The organism is Olleya sp. 1-3 (assembly GCF_002836085.1).
Taxonomy (GTDB): Bacteria; Bacteroidota; Bacteroidia; order Flavobacteriales; family Flavobacteriaceae; genus Olleya; species Olleya namhaensis.
The window spans coordinates 204,427-223,384 of record NZ_PJBW01000001.1 but is presented as its reverse complement, the minus strand read 5'-3'; the positions used below and the strand labels follow the sequence as shown (position 1 = coordinate 223,384).

Below are 18,958 nucleotides of genomic sequence, written 5' to 3'. Positions count from 1 at the left end.
AATTAGAATTAGTCGTATTTTTGCACAAATTTGAAACTAACAAATCTTAATTAATTACAATGAAAAACACAATTAAAGTTATGTTTTTTGCAGTGGCATTAATGTTTTCTGCATTTACAATGGCTCAAAGTACTGTTACTGGAACAGTAGTAGACTCTGAGACAAAAACGCCTTTATTAGGAGTTAACATTATTGAATCAGGAACATCTAATGGAACATCTTCCGATTTTGACGGAAAATTCTCATTAACAACTAAATCAAGCAAAACTACTGTAGTTTTATCTTATGTTGGTTTCTTAGACCAAGAGTTTGAAATTAGTGGAAACAAAAACTTAGGTGAGGTTGTTTTACAACCAAGTGAGTTTAACTTACAGGAAGTTTCTATTATTGCTTCTGTAGCAGTTGATAGAAAAACACCAGTAGCTGTATCTACAATTAGAGCGAAGGACATCGAATTAAAATTAGGAACTCAAGAATTTCCTGAGGTGTTAAAATCAACTCCTGGAGTTTACGCTACTAAAAGTGGTGGTGGATACGGAGACGGACGTATTAACTTACGTGGTTTTAGTTCAGAGAACGTTGCTGTTATGATTAACGGAGTACCAGTAAATGATATGGAAAATGGTCAGGTATACTGGTCAAACTGGGCTGGATTAGGAGATGTAACAAGTTCTATGCAAGTGCAAAGAGGTCTTGGAGCTTCTAAAGTAGCGGTACCTTCTATTGGAGGAACAATTAATATTATTTCTAAAACAACAGATGTTGAAGCAGGAGGTAATGTATATACAACTTTAGGTAATGACGGATTTCAAAAATTTGGTGTAACATATTCTACAGGAGTTTCTGATAAAGGATTTGCTGCAACAGTATCTGCGTCTAAAACAGATGGTGATGGATACGTAGATGGTACAGATTTTAATGCAATCTCTTATTTCTTAAACTTATCTAAAGAAATTAATGACGATCATAAAATCTCTTTTACTGCATTTGGTGCAAAACAACGTCACGGTCAAAGACAAAACCGTCACTCAATTGCGACTTACAGAGCAAGTGAAAGAGGAAGAAAATTTAACTCTGATTGGGGTTATAAAGATGGTCAAGTAACATCTCAAGAAGATAACTTTTACCACAAACCTCAAATTTCTTTAAACCACTATTGGAATATTTCTGATAACACTTCTTTATCTACTGCTGCTTATGCATCTTTCGGATCTGGTGGTGGAGGTGGAACCGGTGGTGATGGAAGTAAGTTTTCTATCAACAATGACGATTATAGAATTGGAACTTTAGGTACTATCGATTTTGATAAGATTGTAGCAGAAAATGAAGCTGCAGGAGTTAACGGTTCTGAGTCTTTTTTAAGAGCATCTAGAAACGACCACAAATGGTTTGGTGTTTTAACGACATTAAAGACAGATTTAACTGAAGACATCGTTTTATTAGGAGGTGTTGATTTTAGAAGTTATAAAGGGATTCACTTTACAGAAGTAACAGATTTATTAGGAGGACAATATGCTGCAGATAATGCAAATGTTAATAACCCAAATAATCAAGCGCAAGTTGGAGATAGAATTTTTTATGACAATGACGGTAAAGTAAGCTGGTTAGGTACTTTTGCACAAGCAGAGTATTCTAAAGATAAATTATCAACATTTTTATCTGTTTCTGGATCAACTACAGGTTACAGAAGAGTAGATCGTTTCTTATATTTAGATAGTGATGATTTACAAGAAACTGATGCTTACAACTTTTTTGCGTATGGTGTAAAAGGAGGAGCTAACTACAATATCGATACAAACCATAACGTGTTTGCTAACTTAGGTTACATCGAAAGAGCTCCATTTTTTAGCGCAGTTTTTGCTAACAGAAACAACGTGGATGTAAATGATGATGCAGAAAACCAAAAAATTACTAGTTTCGAATTAGGATATGGTTACAGAAGCGAAAAGTTATCTGCTAACATAAACGTATACCACACAACTTGGAAAGATAGAACGGAAGTTGCTAGATTCCAATTACAGGATGAATCTATTGCTTTTGCAAATATTTTAGGAGTAAACGCAGTGCATCAAGGTGTTGAATTAGATTTAAAATATAAGGCTACTGATAACTTAACAGTTACAGGTATGGCTTCTATAGGAGACTGGAGATGGCAAAACAATGTTGAAAATGTTCAAATTTTTAACGAAGCTAATGAGTTAGTGGATACAGTAGATCTTATAATTGAAGATTTACATGTAGGTGATGCTGCTCAAACAACGTTTGCTATAGGTACAGTATACAAGTTTTCTCCAGAAACTACATTTACTATTGACTACAATTATTTTGCTGATCTATATGCAGAATTTGACCCTAGTGATAGAGGTACAGTTGGACCAGAAGCATGGAAAGTGCCTTCTTACGGTATCTTTGATACAGCTATTAGACATGGATTTAAGTTTGGTAGCTTAGATGCTACTTTAACTGCAAGAATGAACAACGTATTTGATACAGAATATATTGCAGATGCACAAGATGGTGGAGATGCTGCCTCTTCAAGTGTATATTACGGTTTCGGAAGAACGTTTAGTGTTGGAATGAAACTTAATTTTTAAAAAAAAAGAAAAATGAAAAAAGTAATTTATTTATTAGTTGTTGTGGCTACAGTCTTTACTGGTTGTAATCCACTAGAAGACATCAATAATGAAATTGATGCATTACCTCAGGATCCTAATGTTGGATCTTTTGAGTACACAGTTACAGATGAAGACTATTCTGCATTAGAATTAGGATTCGGAAGTTTTGATTCAGAATTACAAGTTAAAGAATTAGTGCCAGCTTTATTATCTGATGTCTATCCATTATATGGGCAGGGGTCTTCAGTTTTAGTAAACTATAACCTTTACATTGGTAACGCAGAAGGAGTAAGTGATTTTACTAGTTCTGATGTGTATTCTTTTACAAATTCAGATTACGCAACGACAGGAAGTGACGCTTTTGGATTTTATCCAAATGTAGATGCTACTTCTCAAATTCCTGATGTATTGGATGCGCAAATTGCAACGCCAACAGAAGGACAAATTGTTTTAGCTAAATACAAGCAGTATACAGAAGTACCTGTTGTAGGTTTAGCTAGTTTAGTAGAGTATAACTTTGCTGGAAGTTTTGAAGGTTGGGTTAGTCAAGAAGAATTTGGAAATGATGTAGTTTGGACTACTGAAACTGGAAATATTAGAGGTAACGGATACTTCGGAACTCAAATTGCAAATATCGAATGGTTAGTATCTCCAGCTATTGATTTAGACGGTGAGGATAACCTTAAGTTTCAAATTACTCAAGAACTTGATTTTGCTACTGACGCGTCATTAGTTAAAATTTTAGTATCTACAGATTATGCTGGTGATGTATTAACTGCAACATGGGATGAAATTACTTTAGCTAGTCCTGCAACAGGAGATATGGCTTCTTCTGAAGATTATGACTTTTCTGCTTATGATGGTCAAGAAATTAACGTAGCGTTTAAATATGAGTCTACAGATAGTGATGCATCTCGTTGGAGAATTGCTGACATGTCTATTAAGACTTTAGGTGCTACAGGAGCAACAGATTCTAAAGGAGAGTACTTTATGTATACAGGTGGAAGCTGGGAAGCAGTAGAAGATATTTATTATTTAACTTCTGCTGATTATGACTCTATGGGTACTGCTTCTGGACAACCAGGACAGTACAACAACTTTAGTAGCTCAACATCTCCAGACAATTACTTACCAACGTTTTTAGAGTTAAATTTCCCTTTTGGTCAAGAAGATCAAGAATTATTTGTAATCTACGATTACTTCTCTAGTTCTACAGGAGCACAAAGAAGAGGTAACTTATACACATTTACAGATGGTATGTGGAATGCGCATGAGTCTACAATAGAGTCGTCTTTACAGTTTGGATATGATAACGGAGTTTGGGTACCAGACAACACTATTCGTCATGATTTAGATGGTTCAGATTACGATTATATTACTTCTACTTTTGCTGCAGTATCTGGTTTTGAAGCACCAACTGCAAGTGTGGCTCAGTATTCTAATTTTGATAGAAGACCATCAAATGATGCATACTGGAGTGATGAAATGTTAGCAACTGCATTTGCTAGTCTTTTAGATAATAGTCTTGCACCTGGTGCAGAGGACGGTCAGAAGTACGTGTTATCTTTCGCTATATATGACGGAAGTAGTGGTATTGAAGAGTTTAAATTAATTAAAGAAGGTGGTGTTTGGGTTGATAATAACTAAGCATTATTAAATAATATTAAAACCGCTTCTGAAAAGAAGCGGTTTTTTTATGCTTAATAATTACTACATTTGTGGTATAACTAATAAAACAAGACTTATGATTAAAATGTTGCACTCGTATTGGGCTTATCTAGTATTTTTAATGATGGTAATAGCAACTGTAAATGCTTTAATTAAGCATTTTGGTAAAAAGGAATATGAGCCTATAGATTTTCGTATTGCTTTATTTACGTTAATAGTATCGCACATACAGTTACTAATTGGTATCGTTTTGTGGTTTACACAAGATTATTTTGGAGAAAGTACCATAAAAGAAGTTATGAGTAACTCAGCATTGAGATCTAACGCTGTAGAGCATCCTATTGCTATGCTATTAGCTGTAGCCTTTATTACAATTGGTTACTCTAAACATAAAAAGAAATTAACTTCAGCAGGAAAAATAAAGCCTATCGCTATATTTTATACCTTAGCATTAGTTTTAGTACTAGCAAAATTACCATGGAATGCATGGTTTAACTTATAGAAATTAAAAAAAGCGACCAATTGGTCGCTTTTTTTATGTGTGTCATTTATTGTTTTGTTTTAGAACTGTTGTCTTCAGCTTCTTTTATCAAATACATATAGACGGGAAAGTGGTCGCTAAAACCATTTGTAAATCCACCATCGGCAAAACTTCTAAAAGGATATCCCTCGTAACGTCCTTTATTAGTCACCAAGTAGTTTTCGTTAAAAATGCCAGACTTGTAATACATCCAACTGGAGTAGTCTTTTTCCAAAAAGGGTTTAGTAACCATGATTTGGTCAAATAGACTCCATGAATCTCTATAGGCAGTCGTACCTAATCCTGATTTTTTAAAAAGGTCTATAAAAGGATTGTAAATACCTTTAAAGGGCACGTTCTCTTTTTTGCTTTTCGCTTTTAAAATGGTTTTGACACTTTTATTTGTTGGGTTATCATTTAAATCTCCCATCGTCACTATTTTAGCATAGGGATTTATCGATTGTAAGCTGTCTATTAAGCGTTTGTTAAGCTTGGCAGCAGATACACGTTTAGGTCTGCTTTTGGCTTCTCCACCGCGTCTAGAAGGCCAATGGTTGACTATTATATGTATGGTCTCTCCTTCCAATGTTCCTGTAACCAATAATTGGTCTCTTGTATTTTGACGTTCATGTGTATCACTATCATATATTTTTAAGGTGTGCGTACTTTTAGAGACGACTTGAAATAACGATTTTTGATATAATAAGCCAACATCTATACTTCTGTTATCAGGGCCATCAAAATGAACTATGCCATAATCTTTTTCCATAAGTATGGGGTCGTTTACTAAATCTTCGATTACCGTAACATTTTCAATTTCACAAATTCCAATTAGTGCAGGGCTGTTATGTGTTACACTACTTCCAATGTCAGATAAAACACGTGCCATATTGCGTATTTTTTTCTTATAAATCTTAGAACGATTTGCTTTTATTTCCATCATTGGGCTTGCTTCGTCATACTTTGTTGGATCGTTGATGGTGTCAAATAAATTTTCAAGATTATAAAATGCGATGGTATGTATACGGTAGTTTTTTTGCTCTTGACTAATTCCGTTTACAGACACTATCAATAATAGGATTATCAGTCTGTATTTTAAATGCATCATGCTTTAAAGGGTTGTATTTTACGTTGTTATTTGTAGAATGAATTTCAATTCTATATATTTATTAAATATAACACAAAATACTAAGTCCTTAAAAATCAATATTTAGCATAATATCAAGGATTCAATTTTAATGTAATTTATGAAAAGATTTTTATTGATTCTCTTAGTCCAATTAAATACTGTGTTTAGCCTTGTTGGACAAGAAACCATTGTAAAAGGAAGTGTAAATGATGCCATAACCAATCAACCCATTCTAGAAGTAATTGTCTCTATTCAAGACTCTGGTTTATCTTCAAAAACAGATGCTTTTGGACAGTTTCTATTCGATAAAAATGTACCATTAGGAGAGCAGATGTTAAAAATTGAAAAACTAAATTATGCTACTAAGTATTATCCAATAATTGTAAGTCAAGGAAAAACAATAGACATACAGGATATGACTTTAACATTTAAAACTATTAATAAAACAGATGTGTTTGTTATTTCTATTTCTGATGATGAATTAAATAGCGAAGCCGATGGATTAACAAGTAATATATCTGGATTGTTACAGTCTTCTAAAGATGCTTTTTTAAGTGCAGCTGCTTATGATTTTAGTGCTACTTTTTTTAGACCAAGAGGTCTAGGTAGTGCTAATGGTAAAGTTTTAATAAATGGGTTAGAGTTAAATAAACAAAATACAGGTAGGCCACAATGGAGTAATTGGGGCGGGATTAATGATCTACAACGTAATCAAGAATTTTCAATGGGTATTAGTGCTAACGACTATAGTTTTGGAGACTTAGCGGGAACAAACAATATAGTTATGAGGGCTTCCAAATACCGTAAAGGTGGACGCTTGTCTCTAGCATCGGCAAATCGAAGTTATCAAGGTCGTATGATGCTTAGTTATAGTTCTGGATTAATGGAAAATAATTGGGCCTATAGCGTTTTAGTGTCTAGAAGATTTGGAAACGAAGGCTATGTGGACGGGACATTGTATGACGCTAATTCTTTTACGGCTTCTGCCGAAAAACAAATAAATGAGAAGCATAGTCTTAACTTAATGGCTATTTATGCTCAAAACAGAAGAGGAAAAGGTACGGCTCTAACGGACGAAATTTTTAATTTAAAAGGACGACAGTATAATCCGTTTTGGGGCAATCAGAATGGTAAGATTCGGAACTCTAGAATTCGTAAAAGTGAAGAACCTATAGTCATGTTAAACCACTTTTGGAAGGTCACAGAAAAAGCACTTATTAATACAAATATTGGATATCAATTTGGGTCTTCAGGAAATACTAGAGTTGATAATGGCGGGACACGTCTTGTGACATTTCAAGGTCAAGATAGTTATCTTGGAGGAGCGCGTAATACAGATCCAACATATTATCAAAATCTGCCAAGCTATTACTTAAATGTAGATGGCGGACCAACTGCCTATAATTTTGAGCAAGCTTATATTGCAGAAGAAGCATTTGAAGCGGATGGACAGTTTAATTGGGACGCACTTTATACTGCCAATGTAGATGCTGCTAATCAAGGTTATAATGCTATTTATGCTATTCAGGAAGATAGAATAGATGATAAACAATTAATGGCTAATATTCTTTTTGATACAGAGCTTAATAATAATATCAGAGTAAATGCAGCAATCAATTATAGAAAATTAAAAAGCGAAAACTTTGCTGTCTTATCAGATATGTTGGGTGGTACGGGTTATTTAGATGTCGATTTCTTTTCTGATGAAACTACAGAGTCTATTGACGGTACATTAACCACAGCACAATCTGATGTAAGAAATCCAAATAGAATTGTCAATCAAGGCGAGCGCTATAAGTATAATTATATTATTAATGCTAATGTTGTCAGTGCTTTTGTCCAGTCTGTCTTTAAATATAATAAGATTGATTTTTATTTAGCCGGTAATGTTTCGCAAACAGGATATCAAAGGGAAGGCTTGTTTGAAAATGGATATTTTGTGGGGAACTCTTTTGGAAAGAGCGAAAAAGTTCAGTTTATAAATATAGGTGTAAAAGCGGGCGCTACTTATAAAATTTCTGGGCTTCACGTATTAGATTTTAATGGTGTATATATGACTAAAGCACCAAATATTAGAAATACGTTTGCTAATTCTAGACAATCAAATATGCTTATTGATGATGTTGATAGCGAAATTATTGCCAGTCTGGATGCAAGTTATATTTTTAGATCACCCATTGTTAAAGCACGACTAACGGGGTTTTATTCTACAATTCAAGAAGGAACAGAAACAGGTTTTTATTACAGTGAAGGTGTGGGTAATAATTTAGTGCAAGAAGCAATTACCGGTATAGATACGCAACGTTTTGGAGCAGAACTAGGTATAGAAGCTCAGGTTACACCAACAATAAAATTAAAAGGCGCTGCATCAGTTGGGCAGTATACTTACAATAACAACCCAAATATCACTTTTTATAGTCAAGAGTTTGGTGTGGGACGTGCAGTGTTTGGAGACGGAACAACTAATCTTAAAAACGTGCATATTTCGGGTGGACCAGAACGGGCTTTTCAATTAGGGTTTGAGTATCGTGACCCTGATTATTGGAATATTGGAGTTACAGCTAATCAGTTTTCTAATGCTTATGTCAATAGTAGTGCACTAAAAAGAAGTGTTGCTTTTGTTACCGATCCAGAATTATATACCAATACACAGTTTCAAGATGGTACAGCCGGTGGTAATTTGTATGTCTTAGATGGTGGTCAGATTAATAATGTAAATCCTGATGTTGCAAAGCAATTATTGCAACAAGAACAGTTTGATGCTTATATGTTAGTTAATATAATTGGTGGTAAATCATGGCGAATAGGGGATTATTTTGCTGGTTTTTTTGCGACTATAAATAACGTGTTTAATCAAGAATATAAAAGTGGTGGTTTTGAACAATCAAGACGGGTAGATTATAGAAGTCAGCTAACGGAACAAACAAATACGGGTGGACCAGTGTTTGGTAATCGTTATTTTTTTGGAAACGGAACCACTTATTATTTAAATATTTACGTAAGATTTTAATTATGAATAGAAACAAAACACTTAACAAACTAATTAATCCTTATCAAATAACTTTTGTAATACTAAGTGTATTTGTGTTTTTGGGTTGTGTTCAAGATGATGATTTTGAAATTCCAACAGGTCTTTCCGGTATTGAAACGTATCCAAATGATCAGGCACAGTTTAATACTATAGATGCTGTGTTAGGAAATTATGGAACAGGTTTCGGTGATCCTATTACTTATGAATTGTCGGGAGATGCTGTTTCTGAAAAATATACCATGGGTTATGTCGTGTCTAGTGATGAAGGCGGGAATTTTTATAAGCAACTTATTATACAAGATACACCAGAAAACCCTACAGCCGCCATAAGTATTCAAGTGGATAAAAACCCAATGTTTACGCAATACGAGTTTGGTCGAAAAGTATTTATTAAGCTCAATGGTTTATCCGTAGGTAAAAGTAATGGTGTAATCCAATTAGGTCGATTAGAAGATGGTCAAATAGCAAGAATACCTAGTACGCAAGTATCCGAACATATAATTAGGTCTAATCAAGTCGTTCCAATTGTGGCCAAAGATGTTACTATTGAAGATTTTTCTAATGCATTAGAAAGTCAATATATTAGATTAAGCAATATTAGGTTTGATGACGCTGTAGTTGGTCAGACTTTTGCTTCAGAAAATAGTGATAGTTTTAATGGAGAACGTAGCATGTTAGATTGTTTAGGTCATTCAGTTATTTTAAGCACAAGTACATTTTCAGACTTTAAAAGTTTGTTATTACCTGCAGATGGCGGGACAATTGATGGTGTTTTAACTCGCGATTATTATGACGATTTTTACACCATTTATATTAATTCGCCCGAAACAATACAATTTGATAATCCAGATCCTTGTCTATAAATGGTTTTATCTGATTGATTTATAGTTGCATAATGTGATTTTTACTATGGGTACTACTTGAATTTTGGATAGTAATTTGTTAAATTTTTTTACAGAACAGGACTGTTTAAATGCTGTTCATCACACAATAAAAGGTTATATTTCGGCATATTTTGGAAGACCGATACTTCTCAATTTTAACTACTTATTTGTTTAATTGGTTTAGTTTTTTTTTCTGATAAAAAAATACTGGTTTATACTATAGTAGGATATGTTACTTTTGTGCATTCAGGAAACAACTTTAATAATTTATGACTCTTAATACATTCGATCAGCTTTTTTTTACGGTTTTTACAGCTTTTAAAACACGCTATAAGCAAAAAGCGAATACTATAGCCTTGTTTTATCTTTCGGCTTTACAAATAACATTGTGTTTTTTACTAGGTGTTTTTATTGCTACTTTTTTAACTAAAATGAATGCGTCCACAATATCAAGCGAAAAAGCTTGGACATTATTTGTGTTGTCTGCTATTGCAATTCATTTTAAAAACTGGCTAAAATATAATGGTAAGACTAGAAAGGTTTTAAATGCTAAGTTTAATAAAAGTAAAGCGAAAGATCATAATTTAACACTGTTGTTAAGTTTGCCTTTTGTGTGTTTAGTACTAGCTGTAATACTACTTCAAAGTTTATAATATTTTTTTATTATCATAAAAAAGCCCGCTAACTATAGCGGGCTTTTTTTTGTTATCAATTGTAGTTGACACTTCATGGACTCAAAACGTCTATTGGTTTATTGTTGCTATTTGGTGTGACTTTTCTTGTACATCTTTGGGTATATATTAATTCTCCTAAGTAATTGATTACTGCATATTTTAAAAGGAAGGGTAACAAAATAGACCGCTTCTTTATGTAAGTGTATATAACTAAAACTTAAAAATGTAAATCATGAAAAATCTATTCAAATTTCTATTAATCGCTTTTGTATTTGCTTCGGCATTTATAACAAATGCACAACAGGAGGATACTAATTACTTTCAGTTATCTCCAAGAATTGGTTATGACTTTCCAAGTTATGACAATAATACCCCTTATATAGATTATAAAGGAGGTCTAGATTTAGGCTTGTCTTTAGACTATTATTGGAACTGGTTTGGTTTAGGGTTTGATTTTGATTATATCAAGAATCAACCAGAAAGCACATACCCAACAGATAATTTAACAGATGGGACTTTACCAATTTCAGATTTTAGCTTAACCGAAAATAAGATAACTAGAATTTTTTACGGTATAGGACCAAATATTCAGTTTAGAAGTCAATCTAAAAGATTTACGACAGAGATTAACACTCGTTTTGGATTAGCATCTATTAAAGGAGGTCGTACCTATTTACAAAGTGTTGCACCTTCTCCTGCCTATCCTTTAAATTTCCATGCTGGTTATGATGCGTCTAGTGTGTTTACGTTTAAAGGACAAGTTCGTTTTACATATTATTTAAATGATAATTTTGGTATTAATGCTGGTGCGTATTACATGCGTCATTTTGGAGCAACAGAACTTTTTGACACACCTTTAGTAGTGTCTGCTGGATATAATCCTGTTGTTGCTGGAACGTTAGCAAATGGGCAACCAAGTAATACGGTCGATTTTAGTAACGCACAAACTAGAACAGAGCCATGTGATTGTGATATATCTTCGGTTGGACTGTTTGCAGGTGTGACTTTTAAATTCAATAAAAAAGAAAAAGTAGATGTTTGCGAGGTATGTGGAGAAGATCATATGCCAAGATGTTGTGCAACTTGTGGGTGTGGTGTTACAGTAACCGCTAGAGATAAATTTACAAACGAAACCTTGCCTTTTACAGATGTTGTACTAGCAGATTTAAACGGGAATATTGTACAATCAGGAACTACTAATACTTATGGAGTGGTTGTTTTTAATGATGTTGCAGAGGACGATTTAATTGTAAAAGGAAAATTATACAATATTAGTTTAGAGGAAACTAGTATTTCTAAGGACGAATTTAAGGCCTGTAAGAAAGATGGTAATAGCATACAAAAGGTTATTAAATACGGCGATTTAAATTTCATCTTAAAAGGAAATGTGGTAGAGTGTAATACTACCGTTGGTATTCAAGGTGTGGATATAAAACTAAGAGATAAATTAAATGCTGGTCAAAAAAACACATTGTCTGATGTTAAAGGTGAGTTTATCTTTCATTTAAAACAAGCATCAACGTATGCTTTAAACGGAAATAAAGACGGTTATTTTTCTAATGAAGTCGAGTTGACTACAAATGGGGAGGACAGAAATAAATCATTGTTTATAGATTTTGAAATGTGTGTTAACCCTTGTGGTCAAGCTATAAAATTAGATAATATTATTTTCAACTTAGGTAAATGGGATATTCTTCCTGCTGCACGTCCAGACTTAGATTATGTTGTAAAATTAATGCAAGATAATCCTACAATAAAAGTAGAAATGTCATCTCATACAGATTCTAGAGGTAGCGATCAATACAATCAAGAATTGTCTCAAAAACGAGCGCAATCTTCAGTAGACTACCTAATGTCTAAAGGTGTTTCTAGAGCGCGTTTAATTGCTCGTGGAGCTGGAGAATCAGAGTTGCTTAACCGTTGTGCAGATGGCGTAACGTGCGAAGAAAATGAACATACCATTAACCGTAGAACCGAATTTAAAGTAGTGTGTTTATAAACCACTTAACAATACAAAAGAGGCTATTAGTCAATCCCAAGTCAAGGCTGTGACGCTTACAAAAAGTAAACGGTCTTGACTTATTTTAAAAATTAGAAATTATGAAAAACACATATTTAAAAAAGAAAAACAACGGTTTGAAATCAGCGTTTTTCGCAGTATTAAAATCAGTCGGAGTAACTATGATATTACTATTAGCAATGGCTTGCGGTGATAGTGATTGTGAGTATAATACTTATGATCCGTGTGGAGGCTCAGCCACTAGACCAATGGTCGATTTAATAATTTTAATAGATACAAGTGGCTCTATGGGTGCGTTTGCAACTCAAGTTAGTAATGAGGCTCAAGCAGGTATTGATGCCGCTTTAGCAGATTGCGACTCGGATTTAAGAGTCATGTATCTTGGCGTTGATGGTACATTTAATAGTACAAATTTCACGACTTCGCATAGAGATTATTTAAATGCGTTACCAGGAGCTCCATTTCCTTTAGCTGCAGATTTACCACCTTCAGGATTTTTAGGAGAGCAAGGCGCCAATGCGGTAGACGATTTATCTAATTATTTTGATTGGAGAGACGGTGCTTGTCGTTCTATTTTTTACATAAGTGACGAGGAGTTGGATGGTTCAAGTCCAAGAGGAGATACCGCTAATGAAGATTTATCTACTGCTAATGCCATTTTAGGAGCTCAAAGTAATAGTGTAACTGTATTCTCAAATTATTTAACGTATCAAGGATTAGGGGCTTCAATTTTACAAAACTATTCAGATTTAACAACACAAACAGGAGGGTTGCTTTTTGCAACTAATAGCTTCCCTTTGCCAGCAAATTACTATGTAGACAACAATGTCTTTGGAGATATTGTATGTAACGCTTGTAATGGATGTACTAACTAATTTAACTAAACTCAAGGCTATTATAGGTTTTAGTCTTGAGTTTTAAATCCTAATAAAATGAAAAATATTTTAACATTATGCCTTTTTACGCTATTCGCCATGTCTTGTGGTGGTAGTAAAACGGTAAGGCAATCAAAAAAAGTAATAAAAGGAAATTGGGTGCTTAGTCAAGTCACACATAATCAAAAAGGAAACTATAAAATAGCGTTGTTGGATGACGCCACACAAGACTGTTTTGAAGGTAGTGTTTGGAAATTTGTACCCAATAATAATTCGGGTAATTATAGTTTAAGTAATACCAGTTGTGGTGATCAAGCTAGATATTTTGTTTTTACTATAAAGGAGATTGATAAAACGACAGGACTTTATAATTTTCTGCTAAAACCTACAAACTATAAAGGTAAAAGCCAGACCAATCACGGTTTTAGGATGTCATTAACGCAATTGTCAGATACTAACATGCAGTGGCAACAAACAATTAATGTTGACGGAAAACCATTTACACTAAATATGAATTTTTTAAAACAATAAAATCATGAAAACAATACTAAACAAAAGCATAATGTTTATAATAGCAGTTGTGTTAACTATAAATTTTACAAGTTGCAACGCAACAAAAAATGCTAATAACAAACAAAAAGGCGCTGTAATTGGTGCAGCTGGAGGCGCTGTAGTTGGAGGGATACTTGGTAATAATATAGGGAGTGGTGGCAAAGGGACAGAAGGTGCAATTATTGGAGGTGTTTTAGGTGGCGTTGCAGGCGTGTTGCTTGGTAATAAAATGGATAAACAAGCACAGAAGATTGAACAAGAAATTCCAGGTGCAACAGTAGAGCGTATTGATGATGCAATACTAATTACATTTGACGAAAATAGTGGAGTGTATTTTGAAACTGGAGAAAAATATTTAAACACTGCTTCAAAACAAAATTTAGACAAATTGGTAAATGTATTAAGAGAATATCCAGATACAGATATTTTTGTCGAAGGGCATACTGATGATGTGGGATCTGCTGCTTCTAATTTTACGTTATCCAAGTTTAGAGCGCAGTCCGTAACTAGTTATTTACATTACGATAAAGGTATTGATGTTAACCGTATTTCAACAAATTGGTTTGGAGAAACACAACCCGTTTTTGATAATACAACCGCTTATGGGCGTGCAAAAAACAGACGTGTTAATATCACTATAAAGCCAAATCAAAAAATGATTCTTGATTCTCAAAATAATTAAATAACTTGATACAATGAAATATATAACAGCAGTAATACTCATGGTCCTAATGTTGTCGTCTTGTAAAGATGCAACTAACGGATTAACAAAAAGCTTAGCGCTAGAAATGATAAAAGCTTGTGAGTCTGACAGGCCTGTCCAAGTAGAAAAACTAATGTATGTTGGTAATATGACTTTTCATAATGGAGGTACCAGTTTAACCGAATTAAATTATTTGAAAAAATTAGCAAAAAAAGGAGTCATAAAGTTAGATTCCATATCATCCACAAAACAAGAAATGTCAAGCAGCACAAGGATTAATACAGTCTATAATATTGATATTTTAGATGCAAATAAAAAATATATTATTAGACAAAAAGATAATACGGTTTATGTAAATCTAATTTATAGTGAAGTGCAAGATGTTGAATCTATCACATTCAAAAACGAGGTAAGAGCAGATGTTGTCGCTAATTTTAAAAAAGTAGAAACACCATTTTACGATAGAGATTTTGTTAGAGTCTCAAATTTAAAAGATAAACCAGAATTGTTTTCTAAAACAGTCTCTTTCCATAAACAGAATAAAAGTGGATGGATGAGTTGTCATCTAAAAGGAAATTAAGTTAAAAAATATATGTTACTAACTAAAATACTACCTTAGTAATCTAGCTATTAATTAAAACCAACTATAAAATGAAGAATTTAACAACAAAATCACTACTAATTATTGTTTTAGTCCTTTCTTTTTTGCTCTTTCAGGAGTGTAATAATAAAGAGTGTGCATTTGGAGATCCCACAGATCTAATAACAAATACAGAAGCAGATGCTTTGGAGGAAAATTATAAAAATAAGTATCAAAATTTACCAGAGATAATTGCATCAAATAATGGTGTTATGCCTCAAGATGTCAGGGATATCTGGTTTGATTTAGAAACACTTCAAAATTATTTAAACTTTGTAAAAGAAGAATCTGCTAATTTAGAATATGAAAACCCAGGAATTAGAGTGTATTTTGGAGCAAAAAAAACAGATGGAAAATTAAAAAACACAGTGTTTTTTACGCCAACTAATCGCGAAACAACAAGACAAGGGGATGATGAGAATAATAACTCTTATAAAATTAAGTCTTTAAACTATGGTACAGCAGGAATGCCTCCTAAAGAATTTGAAGGTGGTAACTAAATGGCAAATATTGGTATAATAATAAGGCTTTTGATAGTAACTGTAACAGTGATTTTTGCAGTTAGGTATTGGGATAGTTATAAAAATAGTAAGCAACGTTATTTTTTGCATTTTTTATGTTACGTATTGTTTTCAGAGGTTTTTGCTGCTATTTTGGGGCCAGTATTAAAGATTAATAATTATTTTGTTTTTAATATCTATACAGTTGCCTCGTTTCTTTTTTACTTGTTTTGGTTTAATACTATTATTGAAAATAAAAAAGTAATAAATAGCTTCCTGATAGTCTTTGTGGCAAGTGTAGTTTTTAGTTTGTTTAGAGAGTCGTTTGTAGATCAACTTTGGAGTATTCCTTTAACAACAGGTACTGTTATAATAATTATTACATCTGCCATTTTTTTTAAAAACTTTTTAAACAAAAAAGAGGTTGTTAATTTTAAATCCTCACAACCATTTTGGATTATAGCTGGTTTACTTATCTTTTATATCGGATTTTTACCAATTCAATTATTAATGTTTTATTTAGAAACATATTCAGATTCGTATACAGTAATCATTAGTCTATTAAATGTAATTTTATATGGCAGTATAATAAAAAGTTTTTTATGTCTAAAGACGAATTAAATATAGTTTTATTAGTACTTGTTTTAGTTGCTATACTAATTGCTTCTACAATTGTGTATTTGTTTTCAGTATTCAATAACCGTAAAAACAAACTCATCCAAGAGCAACTAGAAACTAAACTAAATAATCAAAAACGTCAGCACGAGCTGGAACTTAATGCGCTTAGAGCACAAATGAATCCACATTTTGTACACAATTCGCTTAATGCAATTCAATATTATATTCAGCTAAACGAAGTTGAAAAAAGTGAAGATTACCTATCTAAATTTTCAAAATTAATGCGACAATTTTTTGAGTATTCTCGAAAAGAACGCATTTCGGTAGCGCATGAGATTTCGCTTTTAAAAAATTATTTAGATATAGAAAAGCTTCGTTTTGAAGACGATTTTGACTTTCAATTAAATATAGATAAAGCATTGGATACACAAGATTTATTTTTGCCTCCAATGATTTTACAACCTATTGTAGAAAACGCCATTAACCATGGTATCTTTCATAAAAAAGGAAAAGGAGAAGTTAGTATTGACTTTGTGAGTATCAATGATTATAGTTTTAAAGTTGAAATTACAGATGATGGAATAGGTATTAATAAGTCTAAACTTATGAATGCCAAAAAGAAACAAACGCATACAGAACATTCTAGTTTTGTGTTAGAAGAGCGTTTGACTTTATTAAAGGATAGTAAGCATTGGGATGTCGCGTTTACAATTCAGGATCGTGCAGATACATCCGATAAAACAGGAACCAAAGTCACCTTGATTTTTAAGGAAGGCTTAAATGAAGATGATTATGACCATTAAAACCATATTAATAGACGATGAGCGTAAAGCGTTAGCTATTTTAAAAAATAAGCTTCAACGTTTATGTCCTAATGTTCAAATAATAGCAGAAAGCCAAAGCCCAAAAGAAGGGATTGAGTTAATTAAAAGCCTAAAACCAGACTTGGTGTTTTTAGATATTGCAATGCCAGAATTAAGTGGGTTTGATGTATTAAAGCAATTTGAAAATCCTGATTTTGAAATCATTTTTGCAACAGCTTTTGATAATTATGCTATTGAAGCTATAAAGCATTGCGCTATTGGTTACTTGGTTAAGCCTGTAGATAATAAAGACCTGGTAGAAGCTGTGGCTAATGCCGAAAATAATATTGGTGATAAATCTGCGCTTCAAAAAAACAAGCAGTTAATTGAAAACTTAGGGGTGCAAACGTTTCAAAAAAAGAAAATTATAATTCCGTCTGTGGAAGGCTTAGAGTTTATTAAAATTGAAAACATTGTGCATTGCGAAGGCGAAGCGGGTTATACTAAAATTCATTTAAAAGAGGGTAAGCCATTATTAAGCTCCAATAGTATCGGGCATTTTAATAAATTATTAGAGCATAGCGACTTTTATTTAGTACATAAATCACATTTAATAAACTTAAGTTATATAGAAAAATACTTGAATGAAGGTTATGTAATCTTGACTGGAAATGCAAAAATTCCTGTCTCGCGTAATCGCAGACAGGAATTTTTAGATCAGCTTAAAAGCTGATATATTACTGTACAGTTAATGTGTACTGTGGTGTTTTATTTAATGGACAAAAGTATGTGTATTCTCCTTTTGCTAATGTTGTTGCGCTAGACGTTTGCGTTTCTCCATCCTTAACAACACTAGTCACGTAAGCAGTTTTAATGTGGTTTTCTGGGTTAGAAGCATCAGCACCTTTTTTAATTAGTACAAATCCAACATCTGTTCCAACCGCGTTATTTGCTATTTCAAAAATATAAGTCCCTTCACTTATAGTTAATCCTTTTTGAGTAAACTCACCCGTAGTTTGCTCTAATGCTACTGTTTTTACAGCATCATGTTTCATCATTTTGTCTTGTGCATTAACAGATACTAAAAGTGTTAATGTCATTACTAAAGTTGCGATTAATTTTTTCATTGTTATTTATTTTTAAGGTTTATAATTAATTAAGATATTACTGTTTCTAATGGTTGTGCTACTGGAAAATCTACAGGGACTTGTGTTGTATTATGGATGTAGTTAGAGATTGTTTTATCACCAACTAAAGCAATAACATCAATTAAGTTTCCGTGGTTATAACCAGCGTCTAAAAAGTTGTTTAAAATTGTAGCGTCTGTTTTTCCTCTGGTTTCTGTAATGTTTTTGGCTAAAGCAGCTAAAGCATTAAATTTAGTATCAAAAGAGGCTTTTCCTGCTCTTAATTCTAAAATTTGGTCGTCTGTAAAACCATTCATTTTACCAATTGCAGTGTGTGCAGATAAACAGTAAATGCAACTGTTTACTTCACTTACAGCAAGGTTTACTACTTCTTTTTCTTTAGCTTTTAAAGAGGTTTTTGCATTTGCAAAATTCAAGTAGTTTTCTAAAGCGGTTTCGCTATTAGCATACGTTGCATATAAATTTGGTACAAATCCTACAGCTTTTTCTAATTGGTCAAAAATAGCTTGATTGGTTGCGTTTACTTCGTCTCTTTTAAGTGCTTTAATAGGTGTCATAATCTTATGTTTTTAATGTTG

Annotated in this window: 18 protein-coding genes; 15 read left to right on the top strand and 3 right to left on the bottom strand. The window is 32.9% G+C overall.

Features of this window, described 5'->3' with window-relative positions; genetic code table 11:
* Positions 1-59 precede the first annotated feature (59 nt).
* From CXF54_RS00960 to CXF54_RS00950, 3 genes are all read left to right on the top strand, one after another.
* Positions 60-2,594, top strand: a complete 2,535-nt coding sequence (locus tag CXF54_RS00960; protein WP_090836681.1) for a TonB-dependent receptor — start codon at positions 60-62, stop codon at positions 2,592-2,594.
* A gap of 12 nt (positions 2,595-2,606) precedes the next feature.
* Positions 2,607-4,262: a choice-of-anchor J domain-containing protein gene (locus CXF54_RS00955; RefSeq protein WP_101202076.1), complete on the top strand. Its 1,656-nt coding sequence runs from the start codon at positions 2,607-2,609 to the stop codon at positions 4,260-4,262.
* A gap of 97 nt (positions 4,263-4,359) precedes the next feature.
* Positions 4,360-4,785, top strand: a complete 426-nt coding sequence (locus tag CXF54_RS00950) for a hypothetical protein (RefSeq protein WP_101202075.1) — start codon at positions 4,360-4,362, stop codon at positions 4,783-4,785.
* A 46-nt stretch (positions 4,786-4,831) separates the two neighbouring features.
* Here the strand turns inward: CXF54_RS00950 and CXF54_RS00945 are convergent, their stop codons facing one another.
* On the bottom strand, positions 4,832-5,911 hold the full coding sequence (locus CXF54_RS00945) for an endonuclease (protein ID WP_101202074.1): 1,080 nt from the start codon (positions 5,909-5,911) through the stop codon (positions 4,832-4,834).
* A 139-nt stretch (positions 5,912-6,050) separates the two neighbouring features.
* Here CXF54_RS00945 and CXF54_RS00940 point away from each other — a divergent pair, with 139 nt between their 5' ends.
* From CXF54_RS00940 to CXF54_RS00885, 12 genes are all read left to right on the top strand, one after another.
* Positions 6,051-8,942, top strand: a complete 2,892-nt coding sequence (locus CXF54_RS00940; RefSeq protein ID WP_101202073.1) for a TonB-dependent receptor — start codon at positions 6,051-6,053, stop codon at positions 8,940-8,942.
* 2 nt (positions 8,943-8,944) lie between these two features.
* Positions 8,945-9,826, top strand: coding sequence for a DUF5689 domain-containing protein (locus CXF54_RS00935; protein ID WP_101202072.1), 882 nt, complete (start codon positions 8,945-8,947; stop codon positions 9,824-9,826).
* 290 nt (positions 9,827-10,116) lie between these two features.
* Entirely contained in the window at positions 10,117-10,500 is a 384-nt protein-coding gene (locus CXF54_RS00930; RefSeq protein WP_090836674.1) for a hypothetical protein, read from the top strand.
* Positions 10,501-10,753: 253 nt separating this feature from the next.
* Positions 10,754-12,520: an OmpA family protein gene (locus tag CXF54_RS15910; protein ID WP_317044426.1), complete on the top strand. Its 1,767-nt coding sequence runs from the start codon at positions 10,754-10,756 to the stop codon at positions 12,518-12,520.
* Positions 12,521-12,621: 101 nt separating this feature from the next.
* Complete coding sequence (locus CXF54_RS00920; protein ID WP_101202071.1) at positions 12,622-13,416, top strand: hypothetical protein; 795 nt, start codon at positions 12,622-12,624, stop codon at positions 13,414-13,416.
* Positions 13,417-13,473: 57 nt separating this feature from the next.
* A complete protein-coding gene (locus CXF54_RS00915) occupies positions 13,474-13,947 on the top strand; it encodes a lipocalin family protein (protein WP_090836666.1) in 474 nt (157 codons plus the stop codon).
* Between the two features lie 4 nt (positions 13,948-13,951).
* Positions 13,952-14,650, top strand: a complete 699-nt coding sequence (locus CXF54_RS00910; RefSeq protein ID WP_101202070.1) for an OmpA family protein — start codon at positions 13,952-13,954, stop codon at positions 14,648-14,650.
* Positions 14,651-14,663: 13 nt separating this feature from the next.
* Positions 14,664-15,251: a hypothetical protein gene (locus CXF54_RS00905; RefSeq protein WP_157823366.1), complete on the top strand. Its 588-nt coding sequence runs from the start codon at positions 14,664-14,666 to the stop codon at positions 15,249-15,251.
* Between the two features lie 71 nt (positions 15,252-15,322).
* On the top strand, positions 15,323-15,811 hold the full coding sequence (locus tag CXF54_RS00900) for a hypothetical protein (protein WP_101202068.1): 489 nt from the start codon (positions 15,323-15,325) through the stop codon (positions 15,809-15,811).
* Positions 15,812-15,841: 30 nt separating this feature from the next.
* Positions 15,842-16,432 (top strand): hypothetical protein, encoded by a 591-nt coding sequence (locus CXF54_RS00895; RefSeq protein WP_157823365.1) that lies wholly within the window; start codon positions 15,842-15,844, stop codon positions 16,430-16,432.
* Complete coding sequence (locus tag CXF54_RS00890) at positions 16,414-17,232, top strand: sensor histidine kinase (RefSeq protein ID WP_101202066.1); 819 nt, start codon at positions 16,414-16,416, stop codon at positions 17,230-17,232. The genes CXF54_RS00895 and CXF54_RS00890 overlap by 19 nt, the downstream gene beginning before the upstream one ends.
* Entirely contained in the window at positions 17,222-17,965 is a 744-nt protein-coding gene (locus CXF54_RS00885) for a LytR/AlgR family response regulator transcription factor (protein WP_101202244.1), read from the top strand. Before CXF54_RS00890 ends, CXF54_RS00885 begins: the two co-directional genes overlap by 11 nt.
* Positions 17,966-17,969: 4 nt before the next feature.
* Here CXF54_RS00885 and CXF54_RS00880 read toward each other — a convergent pair whose 3' ends face one another.
* Together CXF54_RS00880 and CXF54_RS00875 are read right to left on the bottom strand one after the other, a co-directional pair.
* Positions 17,970-18,359 (bottom strand): plastocyanin/azurin family copper-binding protein, encoded by a 390-nt coding sequence (locus CXF54_RS00880; RefSeq protein WP_101202065.1) that lies wholly within the window; start codon positions 18,357-18,359, stop codon positions 17,970-17,972.
* Between the two features lie 29 nt (positions 18,360-18,388).
* Positions 18,389-18,937 carry a carboxymuconolactone decarboxylase family protein gene (locus tag CXF54_RS00875; RefSeq protein WP_101202064.1) on the bottom strand — a complete coding sequence of 183 codons (549 nt, stop codon included), beginning with the start codon at positions 18,935-18,937 and terminating at the stop codon, positions 18,389-18,391.
* Positions 18,938-18,958 lie beyond the last annotated feature (21 nt).